The sequence below is a fragment of the Bacteroides sp. MSB163 genome (assembly GCF_036416795.1).
Lineage (GTDB): Bacteria > Bacteroidota > Bacteroidia > Bacteroidales > Bacteroidaceae > Bacteroides > Bacteroides maternus.
In genome coordinates, this window is the sequence record NZ_CP143867.1 from 5,365,813 (window position 1) to 5,384,570 (window position 18,758).

Consider the following 18,758-nt stretch of genomic DNA (forward strand, 5'->3'; position numbering starts at 1 on the left):
CGTCACTCGTAGCTTAATTGTACATTTTAGCTCTTAATTCCTTAATATGGTCAGAAGTGATGTATTCGTCATATTCCATCATCTTATCAATAATACCATTCGGAGTCAGCTCGATAATACGATTGGCAACGGTCTGTATGAACTCGTGGTCATGAGAAGAGAACAGGATATTACCTCTATACGTCTTCAAGTTATTATTGAATGCCTGGATGGACTCCAAATCAAGATGATTGGTAGGAGTATCTAAAATCAGACAGTTGGCATTACGCAACTGCATACGGGCAATCATACAACGCATCTTTTCACCTCCCGACAGCACACTTGCTTTCTTCAAAACCTCTTCACCGGAAAACAGCATACGACCCAGGAAGCTCTTCATATAAACTTCATTTCCCTCACCAAACTGGCTCAACCAGTCCACCAGATTCAGATCCGTATTGAAATACCGGGTATTATCCAGCGGCAAATATGCCGTAGTAATAGTGACACCCCAACTGAAAGTTCCTGCATCCGGCTTCATTTCTTCATTTATAATCTCAAACAATGAAGTCATGGCACGGGGATCGCGGGAAAGGAACACCACCTTATCCCCTTTCTCTATATTGAAGTTTACATCGCGGAAAAGCACAGTACCGTCTTCCAAAGTCTTGGTCAGTCCGGAAACTTCCAGAATCTGGTTACCCGGTTCACGCTCGGGAGTAAAGATAATGCCCGGATACTTACGCGAAGAAGGCTTGATTTCTTCCACATTCAGTTTCTCCAACATCTTCTTACGGCTGGTAGTCTGCTTGCTCTTCGCCACATTGGCACTGAAACGGCGAATAAATTCTTCCAACTCTTTCTTCTTCTCTTCTGCCTTAGCCTTCTGGTTCTGTTGCTGGCGGAGGGCTAACTGGCTTGATTCATACCAGAAACTATAGTTACCGGCAAACAGGTTAATCTTACCATAGTCGATGTCTACTGTGTGCGTGCAGACAGAGTCGAGGAAGTGACGGTCGTGACTCACAACCAACACCGTATGTTCAAAATTAGCCAGATAATCTTCCAGCCACATCACGGTTTCCATATCCAGGTCATTGGTAGGCTCATCCAGCAATAAGTTATCCGGATTACCAAACAAAGCCTGTGCCAGCATCACACGTACCTTCTCCTTGCCGCTGAGGTCACCCATCAGCACATAATGCTTATCTTCTTTAATGCCCAGACCGCTCAACAAAGCCGCCGCATCGCTTTCTGCATTCCAGCCGTCCAGTTCCGCAAATCTTTCTTCCAATTCGGAAACCTTCAAACCGTCCTCATCCGTGAAATCTTCTTTGGCATAAAGCACTTCGCGCTGTTTCATGATATCCCACAAAACAGTATGCCCCATCATCACGGTATCCATTACCGTAAGTGCATCCCACTTAAAGTGGTCCTGACTTAATACGGAGAGGCGTTCACCCGGACCTAACATAATAGAACCGGTCGTAGGGTCCAAATCACCGGATATAGCACGCAAGAAGGTAGATTTTCCGGCACCATTGGCACCGATAATACCATAGCAGTTTCCACTTGTAAACTTCAGGTTTACATCATTAAATAACACCCTTTTTCCAAACTGTACGGAAACATTAGAGACTGTAATCATTGATTTATTTACTATTTATCGATTTACAATTTATACGAATGAGTCGCTTTTTTATTCACCACAGGGTGCAAAGATAGGCATTTTTCCATGAATACTCGTAGAAATGCGCTGTCAATCTGACATAAAAGTATTACCTTTGCGGCGTTTTAGACAAATGTTGCCTATTTGGCAAAGTTTTTGTTAGTAGAGCGATATACTAACTTAAACCCTTGACAGCAATGAAAACAAATCCTTTTTATAAGTATAATAAGAATAGAAATATGGACCCGAAAGAAAAAGAAAACATCAACGAAGAAGAGTTAATGTCCGAAGCTGCTCAGGAAGAAGCCGCGGAGAATAATGAAGAAGTTCGTGAAGAAGAAACGCAGGAGGAAACTCCTCTGACAGAAGAAGAAAGACTTGCCAACGAGCTGGAAGAGGCTAACAAAACGATAGAAGACCAAAAAGATAAATATCTGCGCCTCTCCGCCGAGTTTGACAACTATCGCAAACGCACCATGAAGGAAAAGGCCGAGCTGATTCTGAACGGTGCCGAAAAAACCATCAGCAGCATTCTTCCTATTGTAGACGACTTCGAACGCGCCCTGAAAAACATGGAAACTGCCACAGACGTAGCAGCCGTGAAAGAAGGAGTGGAATTGATTTATAATAAGTTCATGTCTGTATTGGGACAGGACGGCGTGAAGGTGATTGAGACCAAAGACAAACCTCTTGACACCGATTTTCACGAAGCAATCGCCGTTATCCCTGCACCGGACAAATCCCTGAAAGGGAAAATCCTGGATTGCGTACAGACCGGCTACACGCTAAACGACAAAGTAATCCGCCATGCCAAAGTGGTGGTAGGAGAATAACATAATATATATGGAAAAAAGAGATTACTACGAAGTACTGGAAGTCGAAAAGACAGCATCGGTAGAAGAAATTAAGAAAGCCTACCGCAAAAAAGCCATTCAATATCATCCTGACAAGAACCCAGGTGACAAAGTGGCGGAAGAAAAATTCAAAGAAGCGGCAGAAGCCTACGATGTACTAAGCAATGCGGACAAGCGTGCCCGTTATGACCAGTTCGGTCATGCCGGAATGAGTGGTGCTGCCGGAAATGGTGGACCGTTCGGCGGTTTTAGCGGTGGCATGTCTATGGATGATATCTTCTCTATGTTCGGAGATATTTTCGGTGGACATGGCGGTGGCTTCGGAGGCGGATTCAGCGGTTTCGGAGGCGGAAGTTCACAACGCCCGCGTTTCCGCGGTTCGGATTTGCGCGTAAAAGTGAAACTGAATCTGAAAGAGATTTCTACCGGAGTAGAAAAGAAGTTCAAACTGAAAAAGTACGTTGCATGTGATCACTGTCACGGTTCAGGGGCTGAGGGTAACGGCGGTTCGGAAACCTGCTCGACCTGTAAAGGTAGCGGTACGGTAATCCGTAACCAACAGACAATTCTTGGCACGATGCAGACACGTACTACCTGTCCGACTTGTGGCGGTGAAGGCAAAATCATCAAGAATAAATGTAAAGTATGTGCCGGAGAAGGTATCGTTTACGGCGAAGAAGTGGTAAGCGTAAATATTCCTAAAGGCGTAATGGAAGGTATGCAGCTTTCTATGAGCGGAAAAGGAAATGCCGGAAAACACAACGGTGTTCCGGGCGACTTGCTGATTCTTGTAGAAGAGGAACAGGACAAAGATCTGATTCGCGACGAAAATGACTTGATTTACAACCTGCTTCTCAGCTTCCCGACAGCCGCTTTAGGCGGTGCGGTAGAAATACCAACCATTGACGGAAAGGTGAAGGTCAAGATCGAATCGGGTACACAGCCGGGTAAAGTGCTCCGCCTACGCGGAAAAGGTCTGCCAAGTGTAAACGGATACGGTACGGGAGATTTATTGGTAAATGTCAGCGTATATGTACCGGAAGCGCTTAACAAAGACGAGAAAAAAGCACTTGAAGAAATGGAAAGCTCGGATAACTTCAAGCCCAATACTTCGATTAAGGAAAAGATTTTCAAGAAGTTCAAGAGTTTGTTTGACTAAACTGACTTTAAACTGAAAATGGATTCATGTCTATACGGGTTTTGAATGAAGTGATGATTTATTTTTTAGACGCGGATGACACGGATGACGCAGATTTTTTATTTATTGATGTGACAGCGCAGCCTTTAAATCCGTCTCATCCGTGTCATCTGCGTCTAAGAGATTGAATACATAGGCTAAAATCATTTACCTCATTTCTTTTCCGTTTTAAACGATACTGTTTTTTTTATAATTGAAAGATTTTTTGCGTTATAAAAGAAAAAACGTCAAAACTAATCCCATTCATCTGGTAGCATAGTATAGTTTTACTATCTTTGCCGACACTTAATTCTATGAGTAGAATAGGTAACCTGATGATAATTGATATAACTGATGAGACTAAAAACAATTCTGCTAACTACAGTGGCTACAGGCACCTTGATATGTGAACCTGTTATGGCATACGCTGTAGATTCCACACCCGATTCTATGGGATGGTTCCGAAAGAAAAAGAAGAGTGAACCAAACGACAGTGTTAAATCCAAAAACGAGTACGAGAAACTGACCGGAGACGGTAGCATCATTCACCGTGGTATGTTCAATGTGTACCAGAAAAAGAACGATTATTATTTTGAGGTACCGGTGGACTTACTGGGCAGGGATATGTTGGTAGTGAACAAGCTCCAACGCGTTCCTTCCGAACTGAACGAGGCCGGAGTGAACCGTGGTACGAATTATGAAAACCAAATGGTACGCTTCGAACAGGATAAGGCGACGAATAAGTTGCTTATCCGCCAAAGCCGCCCTCTCCCCCTCGCTCCTGCCGGAGACGCAATCAGCCAGTCAGTACGTGACAACTACATCTCACCATTGATAGCCGGCTTCAAGATTGAGGCATTCAATAATGACTCTACGACGATGGTTATCAAGGTGAATGATATTTATGATGGAACAGAGACGAGTATCAACAACGTATTTACCAATATCAACCTGGGAACGTCTTCCATCAAAAACCTTTCACGTATCCTTTCCATCAAAGCATTCGAGAATAATGTGGTGGCCACGTCCGAGCTGACAACGAAAGTGACCGAAGGAACGACTTCCGTCTACGTAACCGTTGAAGTCAGTTCTTCACTGATGTTACTGCCGGAAACACCTATGACCGGTAGACTGGATAATGCCCGTGTAGGGTATTTTACCAATCCTTTGCTCAGTTACAGCGACGGACAACAACGGGTCAGCAAGCAACAGTTCATTACCCGCTGGCGTCTGGAGCCTAAACCGGAAGACCGCGAACGGTATCTGCGGGGCGAATTGGTGGAGCCGGCCAAGCCGATTGTATTTTATATAGAAAACTCTACTCCGTATCGTTGGCGCAAGTATATCAAACAAGGTATTGAAGACTGGCAGGTGGCATTTGAACGTGCCGGATTCAAGAATGCCATTATCGCCAAAGAAATCACCGACAGCATGACGGTAGATATGGATGATGTGAATTACTCCGTACTGACCTATGCAGCCTCCACCAAAGCAAACGCTATGGGGCCGTCTATTCTGGACCCCCGATCAGGGGAAATCCTGGAAGCGGACATTATGTGGTGGCACAATGTACTAAATATGCTTCAGGAATGGATCACCGTACAAACAGGTACTGTACGCCCGGAAGCCCGCGGCATCAAGCTGTCCGATGAACTGATGGGAGACGCCATGCGTTTTGTAGCCTGCCACGAAGTAGGTCACTCTTTAGGGTTACGCCACAATATGATGGGATCATGGGCATTCCCCACCGATTCCTTGCGCTCCAAGTCATTCACCGACCGGATGAATTCGACCTCTTCTTCCATCATGGATTATGCCCGTTTCAACTACGTGGCACAACCCGGTGACGGAATAACCGCTCTTTCACCGCATATCGGTCCTTACGATATCTTCGCCATCGAATACGGTTACCGTTGGTATGGAAAAGAAAATCCGGAAGAAGAAAAGGATTTACTTTATGATTTCCTGAGCCGCCATACCGACCGCCTGTATAAATACAGCGAAGCGCAGGATGTACGCGATGCCGTAGATCCCCGTGCACAGAACGAAGATCTGGGTGATGACACCGTACGTTCTTCCCAATATGGTATTGCAAACCTGAAGCGGATCGTTCCCGAAATTATAAAATGGACGACGACCGGAGAAAAAGGACAGACTTATGAAGAAGCTTCCCGCTTATACTATGCCGTAATCAATCAATGGAATAATTATCTGTACCATGTACTCGCCAACATCGGTGGTATCTATATAGAAAATACAACTGTGGGTGACGGACAGAAGACTTATACTTTTGTAGAAAAAGAAAAGCAACAAGCTGCCCTGAAGTTCTTACTGGATGAAGTGCTGACTTATCCGAAGTGGTTATTCGACACAGAAGTAGGTGAATATACCTATCTGCTTCGTAACACTCCGCTGGGTGTTGTAGAAAATGCACCGACGCAGATATTGAAGAATGCCCAGTCCTATATCCTGTGGGATCTTTTATCCAACAACCGCCTGGTACGTATGCTTGAAAACGAAGCGGTAAATGGTAAAAAGGCTTTTACTGCCGTAGAACTGATGGATGGTTTACATCGTAGCATTTTTGCCACAACGGAACGGGGAGCATTGCCTGACGTCATGACACGCACCTTGCAGAAAAACTTCCTGGATGCCTTGATTACGGCCGCTGCCGAAAGCGAAGGAGTAAAAATCAACAAGAAGTTAATGGACAATCATTTCCTGCTGGATAACCAGTTACCGCTTTGCAGTTGTGATGAACATGCTCATCGCTCGTTGGATGCAGACCGGATGGGTGCCCGCCGCGAATTGAATTTCTACGGCTCACAACTGAACCGCATCTCAGATGCCATTTCCGTGAAACGGGGCGAATTGTTGCGGATCAAGGATCTGCTTCAAAGCCGCCTGGGAATATCAGATGTGGCAACCAAATATCATTATAAAGACATGATTCTCCGTATCAACACGGCATTAGGAATTTAAACCAGTTTTCAATTTAAGTATTAATTTTATTATTTTAACGGATGAAAAGACGCTTATCTGTCGCATTCCTATTACTAATAGGAACGTTCACATACGCCCTTGCCGCAAACCGGCAGGTAGAGGGTGTAGTCATCTCTTCTGAGGATAATTTGCCTCTCATCGGCGCTTCTGTCTATGTGACAGCCGGTGATTTGAAGAAAGTTGGGAATAATCAGTCCACCATTGGTGTCATTACTAATATTGACGGTCAATTTTCCATCTCCATTCCGGAGGGAGTTACCCGTTTTTATTGTAGTTATGTCGGCTATGATGTACTGGAAGTAAAGCTCGTACCGGGCAAGAATAAATATGACATCACCCTGCAACCTTCCGCCCACATGCTCGATGCGGTAGTTGTGACGGGATATCAGACTGTAGAACGCCGCAAGTTAACGGCCGCCGTATCGAAGATCGATATCTCGGACCAGATGATGGGTGCAACCAAGAGCATAGACCAGGCATTGGCCGGACAGATTGCCGGACTTTCCGTGAGCAACATTTCCGGTACTCCGGGCGCTCCTGCCAAAATCCGTATTCGCGGTACATCCTCTCTGAATGGTACGCAAGACCCTTTGTGGGTGCTGGACGGTATTCCATTGGAAGGAACGAACATTCCTAATATGGAAGTATTGAAAGACATCGATAACATAGGTCAAACCGCTATTGCCGGTCTGAATCCTGCCGACATCGATAATATCACCGTTCTGAAAGACGCTGCCGCAACTGCCATTTACGGTGCCCGTGCTGCCAATGGTGTAATCGTGATTACTACCAAGAAAGGTAAAGTGGGCAAACCGGTTATTAACTTCTCCACTAAACTGACCTATTCTCCGAAGTTGAATATAGACCGTTTGAACCTGTTGAACTCAGAAGAGAAGGTAGGTCTGGAACTTGACTTACTGGCAGCCGGCTATCCTTACAGGGAAACCAAAGGCGAGGTATACCGCATTATCTCCGGGTTGGGAGAACTCAGCAATTTCAAAGACGGAGGCTGGAACGCCTTGTCATCCAATGCTCAAAGCGCAATAAATAAACTGAAGGCAACAAACACAGACTGGAGTGATATTCTCTTCCGCGACGCATTCACACAAGAGTATAACCTGTCTCTTTCCGGTGGTAGTGAAAAGGCAACTTACTATACTTCTTTCGGATATATGAAAGAGAATGGTAACATTCCGAATGTATCTGCCGAACGTCTGAACTTAGTGATGAAGACCAGCTATAAAGTGAACAGCATTCTGAAAGTAGGTGCCTCTATGTTTGCCAACCGCCGTAAGAATTCAAGTTATCTGCCAGATTCGGATGGTTTAACCAATCCGATATTCTACTCTCGTCTGGCTAACCCTTACTTCACGCCATACAACGAAAACGGTAATTACAACTACGACATTGATGTGGAGAATGATGTGGATATGGACTTTGGATTCAACCCTTTTGAAGAACTAAAAAACACCACCAACGAAACCACTATCAATGGGCTCTCATCTATCTTTGATGCAGAGTTACGTTTTGACGACCGATTCAAGTTTACCACCCAGCTCGGTTTACAACTTGATAAAACATCCATCGAGAAGATTGCCGATGAAGAATCTTTTGCCATGCGTAAGGAAAAAAAGAATCACCGCAGCAATGGTGTAACTTACCTACCTGCGGGAGGATTCCATAAGGCCAACGAAAATTCATTGTCCCAACTCACCTGGAAAGCGATGGGAGAATATCGCGATACCTACAACGACATCCATGAGTTCGAAGCAATGGTAGGAACGGAAATCCGGAAGACATGGGAAGAAAAGCTATACAGTGCCGGTTATGGATTTGACCGTAAAACATTGACAACAAAGCCTATTATCTTCCCGGAAGAGAGCCAGGCATTCAAGTTACATGAAAAGGGTCATGTGGAGAACGCATACGTGTCCGCTTTCTCAACCCTGTCTTATTCTTTATTGAACCGCTATACATTGGGAGGAAGTATCCGTTTCGATGGTTCCGACCTTTTCGGTGTAGACAAAAAGTACCGCTATCTGCCCTTATATTCAGTCAGTGGTTTGTGGCGTATTTCCCAAGAACCTTTTATGGCAAGTGCCAAATGGATAGATAATCTGGTAGTCCGTGCATCCTATGGTTTGCAGGGAAACATAGATAAAAACACCTCTCCTTTCCTTTTGGGAAATTACAGAATTGAGAATATCCTGCCGGGAGGTTCAGAAGATATGATTGACGTTTCCGGCGCACCGAACAAAAAAACTGCGTTGGGAGAAAACCCATTCTGTAAATGCAGGATTTGATTTTGCTGTATTGAATCAGGCTATCAACCTGAGTGTAGACTACTACTACAGAAAAGGTGTAGATTTGATCGGAACCCAGATGTTACCTCTGGAAACAGGTTTCGAAATGCTGACCGTCAACTGGGCCAGCATGCGAAATCAAGGTGTCGAGGTCGCTCTCAGCACACGCAATGTCCACACCAAGAATTTTATGTGGACCACTAACTTCAACTTCGCATACAACAACAATAAGGTACTGAAAGAAGCACTGCGCGAAGATGCCTTGGAACCGGGACGTGAAGGTTATCCCGTAGGAGCCTTGTTTGCCTTGAAAACAGCCGGGCTGGATGAAGAAGGTTATCCGGTGTTCCAGGACAAAGACGGAAAAGCCGTATCGGCCATGGAATTCTTTAAACTTCAGGAATGGGGATTCGGAGCAACCGACCTGACAGCCCGCGAGCGTCGTGAACTTTACACGTATGCCGGTACTGCTGACTGCCCTTATACAGGTGGTTTCAATAATACTTTCACCTACAAGGCTTTTGAACTGGGTGTCAACTTCAGCTTCGACTTCGGTGGAAAGGTACGCAGTCAACCCACCTACTCTATCGTTGATTTCGACAAAGGACGTAACACGAACCGTGATATCCTGAATCGTTGGACTCCGGAAAATACGGAAACGATCTTCCCGGTTCTGCTGAGTCAGAACGAACGTCTGGACGAATATATGTGGTATTCAAATCAGAATGAAATATACCGTAACCTGGATATTTGGATCAGAGACCTGAACTATGTGAGACTGCAAAATATTCGGCTGGGCTATACATTGCCTACTAACTTCAGCCGCATGTTGGGAATGACTTCCGCCACAGTTGCCATAGAAGGACGCAACTTATTGGTATTCGGCTCAAGCTACAAAAACTATCTCGATCCGGAAACCATGTCCAATGCTTATGCAACACCGGCTCCCAAGTCCGTGACCTTAAGCCTGAACCTGATTTTTTAATTTTATAGAGAGTAACAACAATGAGAAAGATATATATCATGTTATTGATGAGCAGTGTAGTATTGCTGACTGCTTGCGATATGTTGGATATCCAGCCTACGGGAAAAGTGATACCTCAGACCTTAGCTGAGTACAGAGCGCTGATTGCCACAGCTTATAAAAATGTTCCCGATGCCAGAGGACTCGCCTGCTTCCGTTCTGATGAACTGTATGTAAAAAATGATAGTTGGGAGCTGGACCGTTACGGAAAAATTGAGTGTTGGGATGACTTCAGCGCACCGGGACAGACTACTTCCTTTGAATGGAAGAACTTTTATAGTATCATGTTCACCGCAAACTATACCATAGAAGAACGGAATTCAATTAATGAAGGAAGCGAAGCGGACATCGACCAATTAATCGGTGAATGTTATCTGCTCCGTGCCTACATGCATTTCCTGTTGGTAAATCTCTACGGACAGCCTTATACCTGTCCGGGAGCGTTAGAAACGAAAGCAGTGCCACTGAAACTGAACAGCGATATCAACGAAATTCTGAAGAAAAATACAGTCGCACAGATTTACGAGGCTGTACTTTCGGATATCAATGATGCAGAAAAACTGATTAATAAGGAATCCTGGGAACAGAAGTTTTCTTATCGTTTCACCACCTTATCCGTAAAAGCCCTCCGTGCCCGTGTACATTTGTATATGGGGCAATGGAACGATGCGTATAAAGCAGCCGAATCTGTTCTTGCCGAAAAGAATACACTGGAAGATTTCAATGACGAAGCGTTCATTTTGCCAAACAACTACCAGTCCGTAGAGAATATTACGGCTTTGGAACGCGGCATGTCCTCCAACTATACGCAGGCGGCTGTTCTGTCCGAAGATTTGGCAGCTTCATACGGAGAGGGGGATTTGCGTCTGGATGCTTACTTCAAACCGGCTGACAAGAACGGCTACCGTTTTAGCCAGAAGAGTGGAAAAGATGATTTCCGTTGTTCTTTCCGTGTAGGCGAAATGTATCTGAACTCAGCAGAAGCGGCTGCACAATCGGACAAACTGCCTCAGGCACGCACCCGTTTGTTGGAGTTAATGGAGAAACGCTATACACCGGAGGCATACGCAGCCAAAGCTACCGCCGTCAATGCCATGGCTAAAGAGGCATTGATAGAGGAAATCCTGAACGAACGTAAACGTGAACTCGCTTTCGAAGGACACCGTTGGTTTGACCTGCGCCGTACAACCCGCCCACGCATCGAGAAAGTTCTCAAAGGAGGAACCTATGTGCTGGAACAGGATGACCAACGCTATACAATTCAGATTCCGAGAGAAGCAATAGCGGCTAATCCGGAGTTGGCTAATTAACCAATCAGCTAATTCATAAAATACAAAACCTCCTTTCTCAATCCCCATGACAAGATTAGAAAGGAGGTTTTTTCTAAGATACACACAATTTACTCCACAGGAGTTATCTTCACAAAAGAAACTCCATGATAGGGAACCTGTGTCCGGAACTCCCCATTATATTCCCCCAAATCTTTTTGCCGCCACAGATCGCGAACAGATACTTTGCCAGTAATTCCCAGTTGCTTGAGAGCTAATTCGAAATCATACGTCTTCATCTGGATAGCTTCAGCCTCATCCTGATCCCACAAGATAAAATAAGGATCTATCTGGAAGAATCCTACTGCATACGATCCATCATATAGTTTCTTATACCATATCTGCCCATTATCAGTCAGCAATTTTGTGGCCGGTGCTGCCAACGGGTCCTGATTCACAGCAATCACTTCATTATTTGTCAGTAAACTCAACGTAAAATCATCTATATCGGACATATCACAACCGATCAACAGCGGAGCGGAAAGAATGCACCATAGAGAAATATGGGAATATTGTTCATCAGGAGTCAGAGCCGATTCATGAACCTTCTCTCTCCAAGCCTTACCCAGTTTTCCTACCACCAGCATATCGGGATCATTATAGTTCCCCGGTGCAGTAGCCTGAGCACAAACATCCTGAAAACAACCGATGGCTGTCACCACATTCCATTCATCAGTAATGTCACGGGTGGTGCGCCACAGCTCACCTCCTGCCTCCCTTGCCCAATTCCAGACATTGGGAGCACCATATCCCACACAATAGACAATGTCCCGATCCACTTTATCCAATGCATCACGCATAACAATATAGGGTTCGCGGATTGTTTTCTCTTCTGAATCCTTCTGAACCGCATGATATCCGCAATGATCATATTTGAGATAATCTACTCCCCATCTGCCCCAGGTCCGTGCATCTATTTCCTCATGCTGATAACTGCCCAGATAATCACCACATGTTGTCGGTCCCGGTGAAGAATAAATACCGAATTTCAATCCCAGAGAATGAATATAATCAGCCAAGCCTTTAAAATCAGGGAATTTCTCATTGGAAAGCAATTCTCCCTGCTTGGTACGTTCGGCAGCTTCCCAGCCGTCATCAATATTCACATACGTCCATCCGTATGCATGCAACTTTTCATTCATCATGCGGGCAGCCTCGCGCACTTTCTCATCATCTACAGAAAGTCCCCAGCAATTCCAACTGTTCCATCCCATCGGAGGAGTCAGAGCAATCCGGTCTCCTATTTTCAAGGTAATTTCTTTTTCGGCTACACCTTTTTCGTTCATGGCTTTCAGAAGCACTTTGAAATCTCCTCTAAGTTCGGTTTTTCCCGTAATAAAGCCGGTGGAAGTATCTAATTTCAGTCCGGCAGGGAGTCCTGACGCTTCAAAAGTCATTGGCCGGTTACCACTTGCCATAATCGTCATCAGGAACGGATTTCCCGGACGGGCGCCATATACCAGAGGATTATTAATCCGTGGAGTTTCCGGAGCTTCCGGTGTCAGAATGTACTTCTCCTTAGCCACAGGCTTCGGCCAGGCAGGTATCGGGGTAATCTCTCCACGAGTCACAAACTTCACATTCAACCAGTCAGCATGGTCGTACATAATGCCATCGCCACATTCTTCAACCAATAGCAACACTTTATCAATGCCGGAGAGGCTGACATTGAACTCTTTTACGGGATCGCCCTTCCGCATCACACCGCTTTTCCAAAGTTCTTTTTTATCTCCGATTATCTTGAACTGCAATTTACCGGCATACAGGTTGTTATCATCCGCTCCAACCAAGCCACTTACTGAAACGGCTTTACCCCCCAAATCATACAGCATACGGCTGATGGAATGAGCTCCGATACCCCGCTCATACACAACACCATTTACCGTAAGCGGAGTCCATACCACAGACTGATTTATCTGCGGTATTCCCCAATCCTGCACAAAACAGGAGTCCTTATAAACTTCATCCAACCAGACTTCACGCTTCGGCCCGTTATTACAAGAGGAAACAAACCACAAGTTTGCCCAAAGAGCCAATGCAATAATTACGTTTTTCCCAGTTTTCATAATATTTTGCTTTTTATTTCAGGACCGGATTAATAAACAACTCATCTATATATACCTGTTGCGGAGCTTCAAAAGCGACCTTTACATAGCGTACATTTTCATCCAGCTGGTCAAACAATATGCTTTCAATCCAGGCATCATGCTTGTTGTTCGGGAAATAAGGGGCGTCTTTTATGGAAGACAGATTATACTCTTTACCGTCTATTGAAGTATACAGATATGTCTTCATCGGCATACCTATTTTTTCCGGATTATAATTCAGCATACGCAACATAGCTTTCTGAACACGGGTTTTCTTTTGCAGATCCACTACAAATTCATGATAGCCGGCCTCGAACTTCACCCAGCGGGCATCCTTACTGTCCTCTTCAGCAACCTTACCATCCAGTAACGGTTGCAAACCGGCCTTTCCAAGCATCATTTCCGGAGCCGCTCCATTGACTAATTTCTCCATAAATGCTGCTTCCATCAGTTTCCAATATTCCTTTCCGTTCTTCCAGTCCATATAGTCAGCATAAACTTTGTTCGACCAGACAGGTTGTCCCAACTGATACTTTGACTCAGGATTCTCAATGATACCGTAGAACATAAATGAAATGATCTTATCAACCCCCGCCGCAGATGCTGCAACCTGCTGGGACAGCAGCCTCGGATAGGCTGCCGGAATCAAGGCAGAAGTACGGTCATTGGTACCCTCTTCCCAAGTGAAAGTCTCACAATTTGCCCACATTTCAATATTCAGGCGGTTATGAATATCACGCAATCTCTGCCAGTTCTTCTTCAGACGGGGAAGTGTGAACTGATCGCGTACACACCCCACTTCATCCTGATAGGCAATAATATCCACTTTCAGTTTCTGCATTTGCTTCTCATATTCCGGATTATCAAATTCTGACAATCCGATTCCATAAGGAGAGATCAGGGTTTTCTTGCCCGGAGCCAATTTTTTAGCCTTCTCTGATAAGGTATTTACCGACTGCACCGCATGCTCCGCAAAAATAGGACAAAGGCAATCTTCTACCGGTAAATACCAGCCATAAAAGGCTTTGTGGTTTTTATAAAGAGATGCCAACTCTTCCATGATCCGGAGCTGCCGTTCCTTAATTGCCGGATCAAGCAGATTATCATCCTGATCCTTTGCCCAGCCACTACTCATGAAAATCTTCATATTATGTTTGGCTGCTTCATCCAGAATAGCATCCACAGGACTTTTCTTATCCTTATTATACCACCAAGGCATTATTTGCGAAGGATAATAAGATTTTCCTTCATTGGCAACCTCCATGAGTACCAGATATTCGATACCCATAGCCGACAATTCACGTACTTTAGCTTCCCACAATTTCGGGTCCATATTATCAAAGCTCTGAGGATTCGTATATTTATTACGTACATCCTTGTATGCCAGGTTGATCCAGCTACCTGTAACAGGTTTCACACCCAAAGCCGACTCGGTGGTTTTCTCTTTTTTCTGTTTGTCGGAAGCGGCATTATCCGCACCCACCGTAACTACCGGTAACGCAACTAATAAAACTGACAGAGCAAATCCTATCATTTGAAATTTCTTCTTCATAGTACACATTTATAAATCTATATTAAGTTATCAACTTCCTCCGGACACTATAATCAGTACCAGACCGGAGATAAAAAGAATAAGCATCAGCGTAAGTAACAGATTGGTAGACCTTGAAGCCCCCTTAAACTCTTTCCAGATGAAGAGTCCCCACAAGGCGGCTACCATCGTTGCCCCTTGCCCCAGCGCATAGGAAATAGCCGCACCGGCTTTTCCGGCAGCGATATAGCTGCAAGCAGTTCCCAATGCCCAGATTATACCGCCCAACACACCCACCAGATGCGTATTGAAGTTTCCTTTGAAATACTGGTCGTAGGACACAGGTTCTCCCATAAAAGGTTTCTTCATCACCAGTGTATTGAACAGGAAATTACTGATAAAGATACCTATTGCAAACACGAACAAAGCCGAATAAGGAGTCATCATGCCTGCCGTGGGTGCTTCCAGATTTTCCAGGTCCATAGCTGCCGCCACAAAACGATAAAAGAACGCCATCAGGATACCGGCGCATACAGCAACCAGGATACCTTTCTTACGAGTGCTCTGACCGGACGTTTTGGAAACTTTTCCGGATGCTATTCCATTAAAAATAATAGCCAGTACAATCAGGAAAACTCCCAGGAAAAGAATGACGGGATCTCCCTTCGGAACACTGAAATAATTGACAAATACACCCAGCACCAATGCCAGCCCCACCCCTACAGGAAAAGCAACCGACATCCCTGCCAATGACATAGAAGCCGATAGCAGAATATTAGAAGCATTGAATATCACACCACCCAAGAAAGCGCTCCAAAAGTTCTCCGGACTCACTTGCAACAAGTCCTGTATAAATCCTCTCCCGGCCTCTCCCGTACTACCTAAAGTCAATCCCCAGATCAGAGAGAAAAGAACGATGCCAATCACGTAATCCCAATAGAACAACTCGTAGCGCCAGGTCTTGGCTGCCAACTTCTGAGTATTTCCCCACGATCCCCAGCAAAGCATCGTAACCCAACACAACGCCACTGCCAATCCGTAGCTTTCAACTATAAACATAATCGGTATTTTTAGAGGTTAATTTATTCATTCAGGTCCAGTTCTTTACGATACGGAATAGAAGACTGCGCTCCCATTCTTGTCACGGCAACAGATGAAACTTTAGAAGCCATTACAGCAGATTGCCTCAAGTTCATGCCTTCTGCCAGTCCCACACATAAAGCACCGTTGAAAGTATCGCCGGCAGCCGTTGTATCAACAGGTTCCACTTTAAAAGCATCCACACAATACGAAGTATCGCCTTCTCTCACCAAGCAGCCCTTCGAACCCAAAGTTACAATTATATTCTGTACTCCCATCGCGCTGATTTCTTTTGCAACCCGTTCCGCATCAGCATCATTCACAATCTTTATACCGGTGAGCATTTCGGCTTCAATCCGGTTGGGAGTAATCATAAACAGGTATCTGAATAACTCTTCCGGAAGACTCCGTGCAGGGGCCGGATTCAAGACTACCTTCACCCCTTTTTCAAAAGCTTTCCTGGCAGCATATTCCACCGTTTGAATCGGAATTTCCAGTTGCATCAACAAGATGTCTCCTTCGCACATTTCCTCCACAACTTTATCCACATCCTGCTCGTTCAGCAGCATATTGGCTCCGGAAGCCACCACTATACTATTCTCTGCGTGATCATCCACACTGATCAAAGCAACTCCGGAAGCAGAGTTTTCATCAAGAGTGATATATTTTGTATCTATTCCCTCTTTCTTGAAATAATCCACTGACTGCTGTCCCAGTATATCATTCCCCAACTTCGCTACAAAGATCAGATTACCACCCAACCTTTTCACTGCAACTGCCTGATTGGCTCCTTTACCACCCTGGTTCATAAAGAATTCACCACCCAGAATGGTTTCACCGGGAACCGGCAGATGAGAGGTCTTCACCACCATATCTATATTGGAACTGCCAATTACTATAATTTTCTTCATGGTACTATATTTATAATAAATAAATGTATGTATCGCCGTGACAAAACATTTCTTCTAAAAACTTATTCATAATCAAGTATTTCCCGTTTACTGATTGAGCATACCATTGGTTTCTTTCAGTTTCATTAGGCAATACTGAGAGTTTCACCGCTTGGAACAAAGAGTTTCCCCAAGTGAAACTTTGCTTTTAGTATGATTGCTTATTTTCTTTCAAGATATTTCTTATACCCTTCATAGGTATCTGTTCCCGGCTTGAAGGTGGCCCAACTGAAATTCGTGATATGATCGGTAAACATTCCGGCTACTCTCAGCTGTTCCTCCAGCTCGATCCAGGGTTTGGTCCGCATGGTAATTCTCGGACACCAGCACTCTTTGAACGACTCTATATCTACTCCGAAAATCACTCCGTTAGCATCGCAGGCTTTCTTTATTTCGGCAAACCAGTTGGGCAGGTCCACATCAAAATCTACCAGACAACGTCCGCCTATATCCTGAAGATAAAGTACATCTATATCGGGAGTCTGGGCAAATATCTTACCAAACCATTTTCCGCAGAGATCAGCAGGCATTCCCCTCCACAAAGCAGGAGCTATGCAGACTTCTTTCGGAGACTTCGACTTCACATAAGCCGCCACTGTCTGCAAATAATTAGCCAGCATAGACAAGGCGGGTTCCTGCTGCCAGCCTACCGGATACGAGCCGTCATGAAATTCTTCGGTTATGTACCATCCCGCCAGGCTGGGATGATTCCCCCAAAGGGCAAACAGTTCATCGAATACTTGTTTATTACGCTCCACCAGAAATTCATATTGTTCCGGTTTTGTAGTATCTTCCTTGCTGTAATCACCGGGATATAGTCCGACAATCAGCTTCATCCCGTTACGCTCGGCAGCATCGAACATTCGGTTCATGATATCATATTGCTTGGTCACCCACGGCAGATTTGTCGGCGAATAGAAAGAAGATTTCTCATTCGTGCGGTCATTGAAACCTTCGGCATACTGGATAATCCAAGTGTCAATGCCCACTTCACGGCTTGCTTTGAATTCTACGTCCCAGTCGGTCTCTTTATAGACGCCATTCAGCTGAATGAAAACACTGGAGAACTTGGGAGTTCCCTTGAATTCAGGAGTATAAGAGGTCAGCTGCTCCAGATTGTCGATGCAAACCTCACCTGTACATGCGCTGTTATCATCGTTCGTGATTTCAAGACGATAACCTTCAAGACGGTTCAAAACCAGTTTGTTTTCGCTCAGATCACGCCCTTTGACAAAAGTAAAGGCCTCATAAGGCATCACTACACGTGTCCATTCTTCCTTGGTCAGTACATCCTTATCCACATACTCGAAGAACTGCCAGCGATCTTTGTCATGAAGCGCATCCTGCGTAAACTGATCCACATCCTGAATAAGCATGAAACGGAAGGTACCTTTATTATTCTTATTACCTTTCACCCAGATGGAAAGTCCCAGCGGATGGAAAGACAAATCACTGCGATAGTCTCCCCCACTCTGCTGGATATATACGGATTCGGTTCCGGACGCATTGCCGGAAAAAGAGTATTTAAGCTCGAAGCTTCCCGTTCCCTCCACACAGTCATCACTGATAAAACGGTCTATCGAGGTTTGCGGTGACTCGGGAAGTCCTTTCATTTCGTACACCACACAGCTCATCTCGTCGTAAGCATTCAAAGTCTTTACCGCACGTGCTTTCGCTACTATCTCCTCTGCTGTGGGGGCCTGCTTACTCCCGCAAGCCGCCAACACAAGCAGCAGAGAAGAAATACTGATTAGGGATAGTATATTTTTCATA

General features: G+C 45.0%; 10 protein-coding genes and 1 pseudogene. 5 read left to right on the forward strand and 6 right to left on the reverse strand.

Annotated elements, in window-relative coordinates; genetic code table 11:
- Window positions 1-13: 13 nt before the first annotated feature.
- Window positions 14-1,627, reverse strand: coding sequence for an ABC-F family ATP-binding cassette domain-containing protein (locus VYM24_RS21065; RefSeq protein ID WP_330940843.1), 1,614 nt, complete (start codon window positions 1,625-1,627; stop codon window positions 14-16).
- 218 nt (window positions 1,628-1,845) lie between these two features.
- On the opposite strand from VYM24_RS21065, the gene VYM24_RS21070 reads away from it, so the two are divergent.
- The 5 genes and pseudogenes from VYM24_RS21070 to VYM24_RS21090 all read left to right on the forward strand — a co-directional run bounded on the left by VYM24_RS21070 (window position 1,846) and on the right by VYM24_RS21090 (window position 11,319).
- Window positions 1,846-2,481, forward strand: a complete 636-nt coding sequence (locus tag VYM24_RS21070; RefSeq protein ID WP_291552839.1) for a nucleotide exchange factor GrpE — start codon at window positions 1,846-1,848, stop codon at window positions 2,479-2,481.
- 10 nt (window positions 2,482-2,491) lie between these two features.
- Window positions 2,492-3,661 (forward strand): molecular chaperone DnaJ, encoded by a 1,170-nt coding sequence (dnaJ, locus tag VYM24_RS21075; RefSeq protein WP_291552841.1) that lies wholly within the window; start codon window positions 2,492-2,494, stop codon window positions 3,659-3,661.
- Between the two features lie 372 nt (window positions 3,662-4,033).
- Window positions 4,034-6,661 (forward strand): zinc-dependent metalloprotease, encoded by a 2,628-nt coding sequence (locus tag VYM24_RS21080; RefSeq protein WP_330940844.1) that lies wholly within the window; start codon window positions 4,034-4,036, stop codon window positions 6,659-6,661.
- A gap of 41 nt (window positions 6,662-6,702) precedes the next feature.
- Window positions 6,703-9,970: pseudogene (locus VYM24_RS21085) on the forward strand (SusC/RagA family TonB-linked outer membrane protein).
- A gap of 20 nt (window positions 9,971-9,990) precedes the next feature.
- A complete protein-coding gene (locus tag VYM24_RS21090; RefSeq protein WP_330940845.1) occupies window positions 9,991-11,319 on the forward strand; it encodes a RagB/SusD family nutrient uptake outer membrane protein in 1,329 nt (442 codons plus the stop codon).
- 89 nt (window positions 11,320-11,408) lie between these two features.
- On the opposite strand, the gene VYM24_RS21095 is transcribed toward VYM24_RS21090, so the two are convergent.
- The 5 genes from VYM24_RS21095 to VYM24_RS21115 form a co-directional block, all read right to left on the reverse strand.
- A complete protein-coding gene (locus tag VYM24_RS21095; protein WP_291552850.1) occupies window positions 11,409-13,403 on the reverse strand; it encodes an NPCBM/NEW2 domain-containing protein in 1,995 nt (664 codons plus the stop codon).
- Between the two features lie 13 nt (window positions 13,404-13,416).
- Window positions 13,417-14,976 (reverse strand): DUF4434 domain-containing protein, encoded by a 1,560-nt coding sequence (locus VYM24_RS21100; protein ID WP_291552852.1) that lies wholly within the window; start codon window positions 14,974-14,976, stop codon window positions 13,417-13,419.
- 30 nt (window positions 14,977-15,006) lie between these two features.
- Entirely contained in the window at window positions 15,007-16,014 is a 1,008-nt protein-coding gene (locus VYM24_RS21105; protein ID WP_330940846.1) for a GRP family sugar transporter, read from the reverse strand.
- Between the two features lie 23 nt (window positions 16,015-16,037).
- Complete coding sequence (gene rbsK, locus VYM24_RS21110; protein WP_330940847.1) at window positions 16,038-16,946, reverse strand: ribokinase; 909 nt, start codon at window positions 16,944-16,946, stop codon at window positions 16,038-16,040.
- A 200-nt stretch (window positions 16,947-17,146) separates the two neighbouring features.
- The gene (locus VYM24_RS21115; protein ID WP_330940848.1) at window positions 17,147-18,757 is read right to left on the reverse strand and encodes a DUF4434 domain-containing protein; all 1,611 of its coding nucleotides are present in this window, start codon (window positions 18,755-18,757) and stop codon (window positions 17,147-17,149) included.
- Window position 18,758 lies beyond the last annotated feature (1 nt).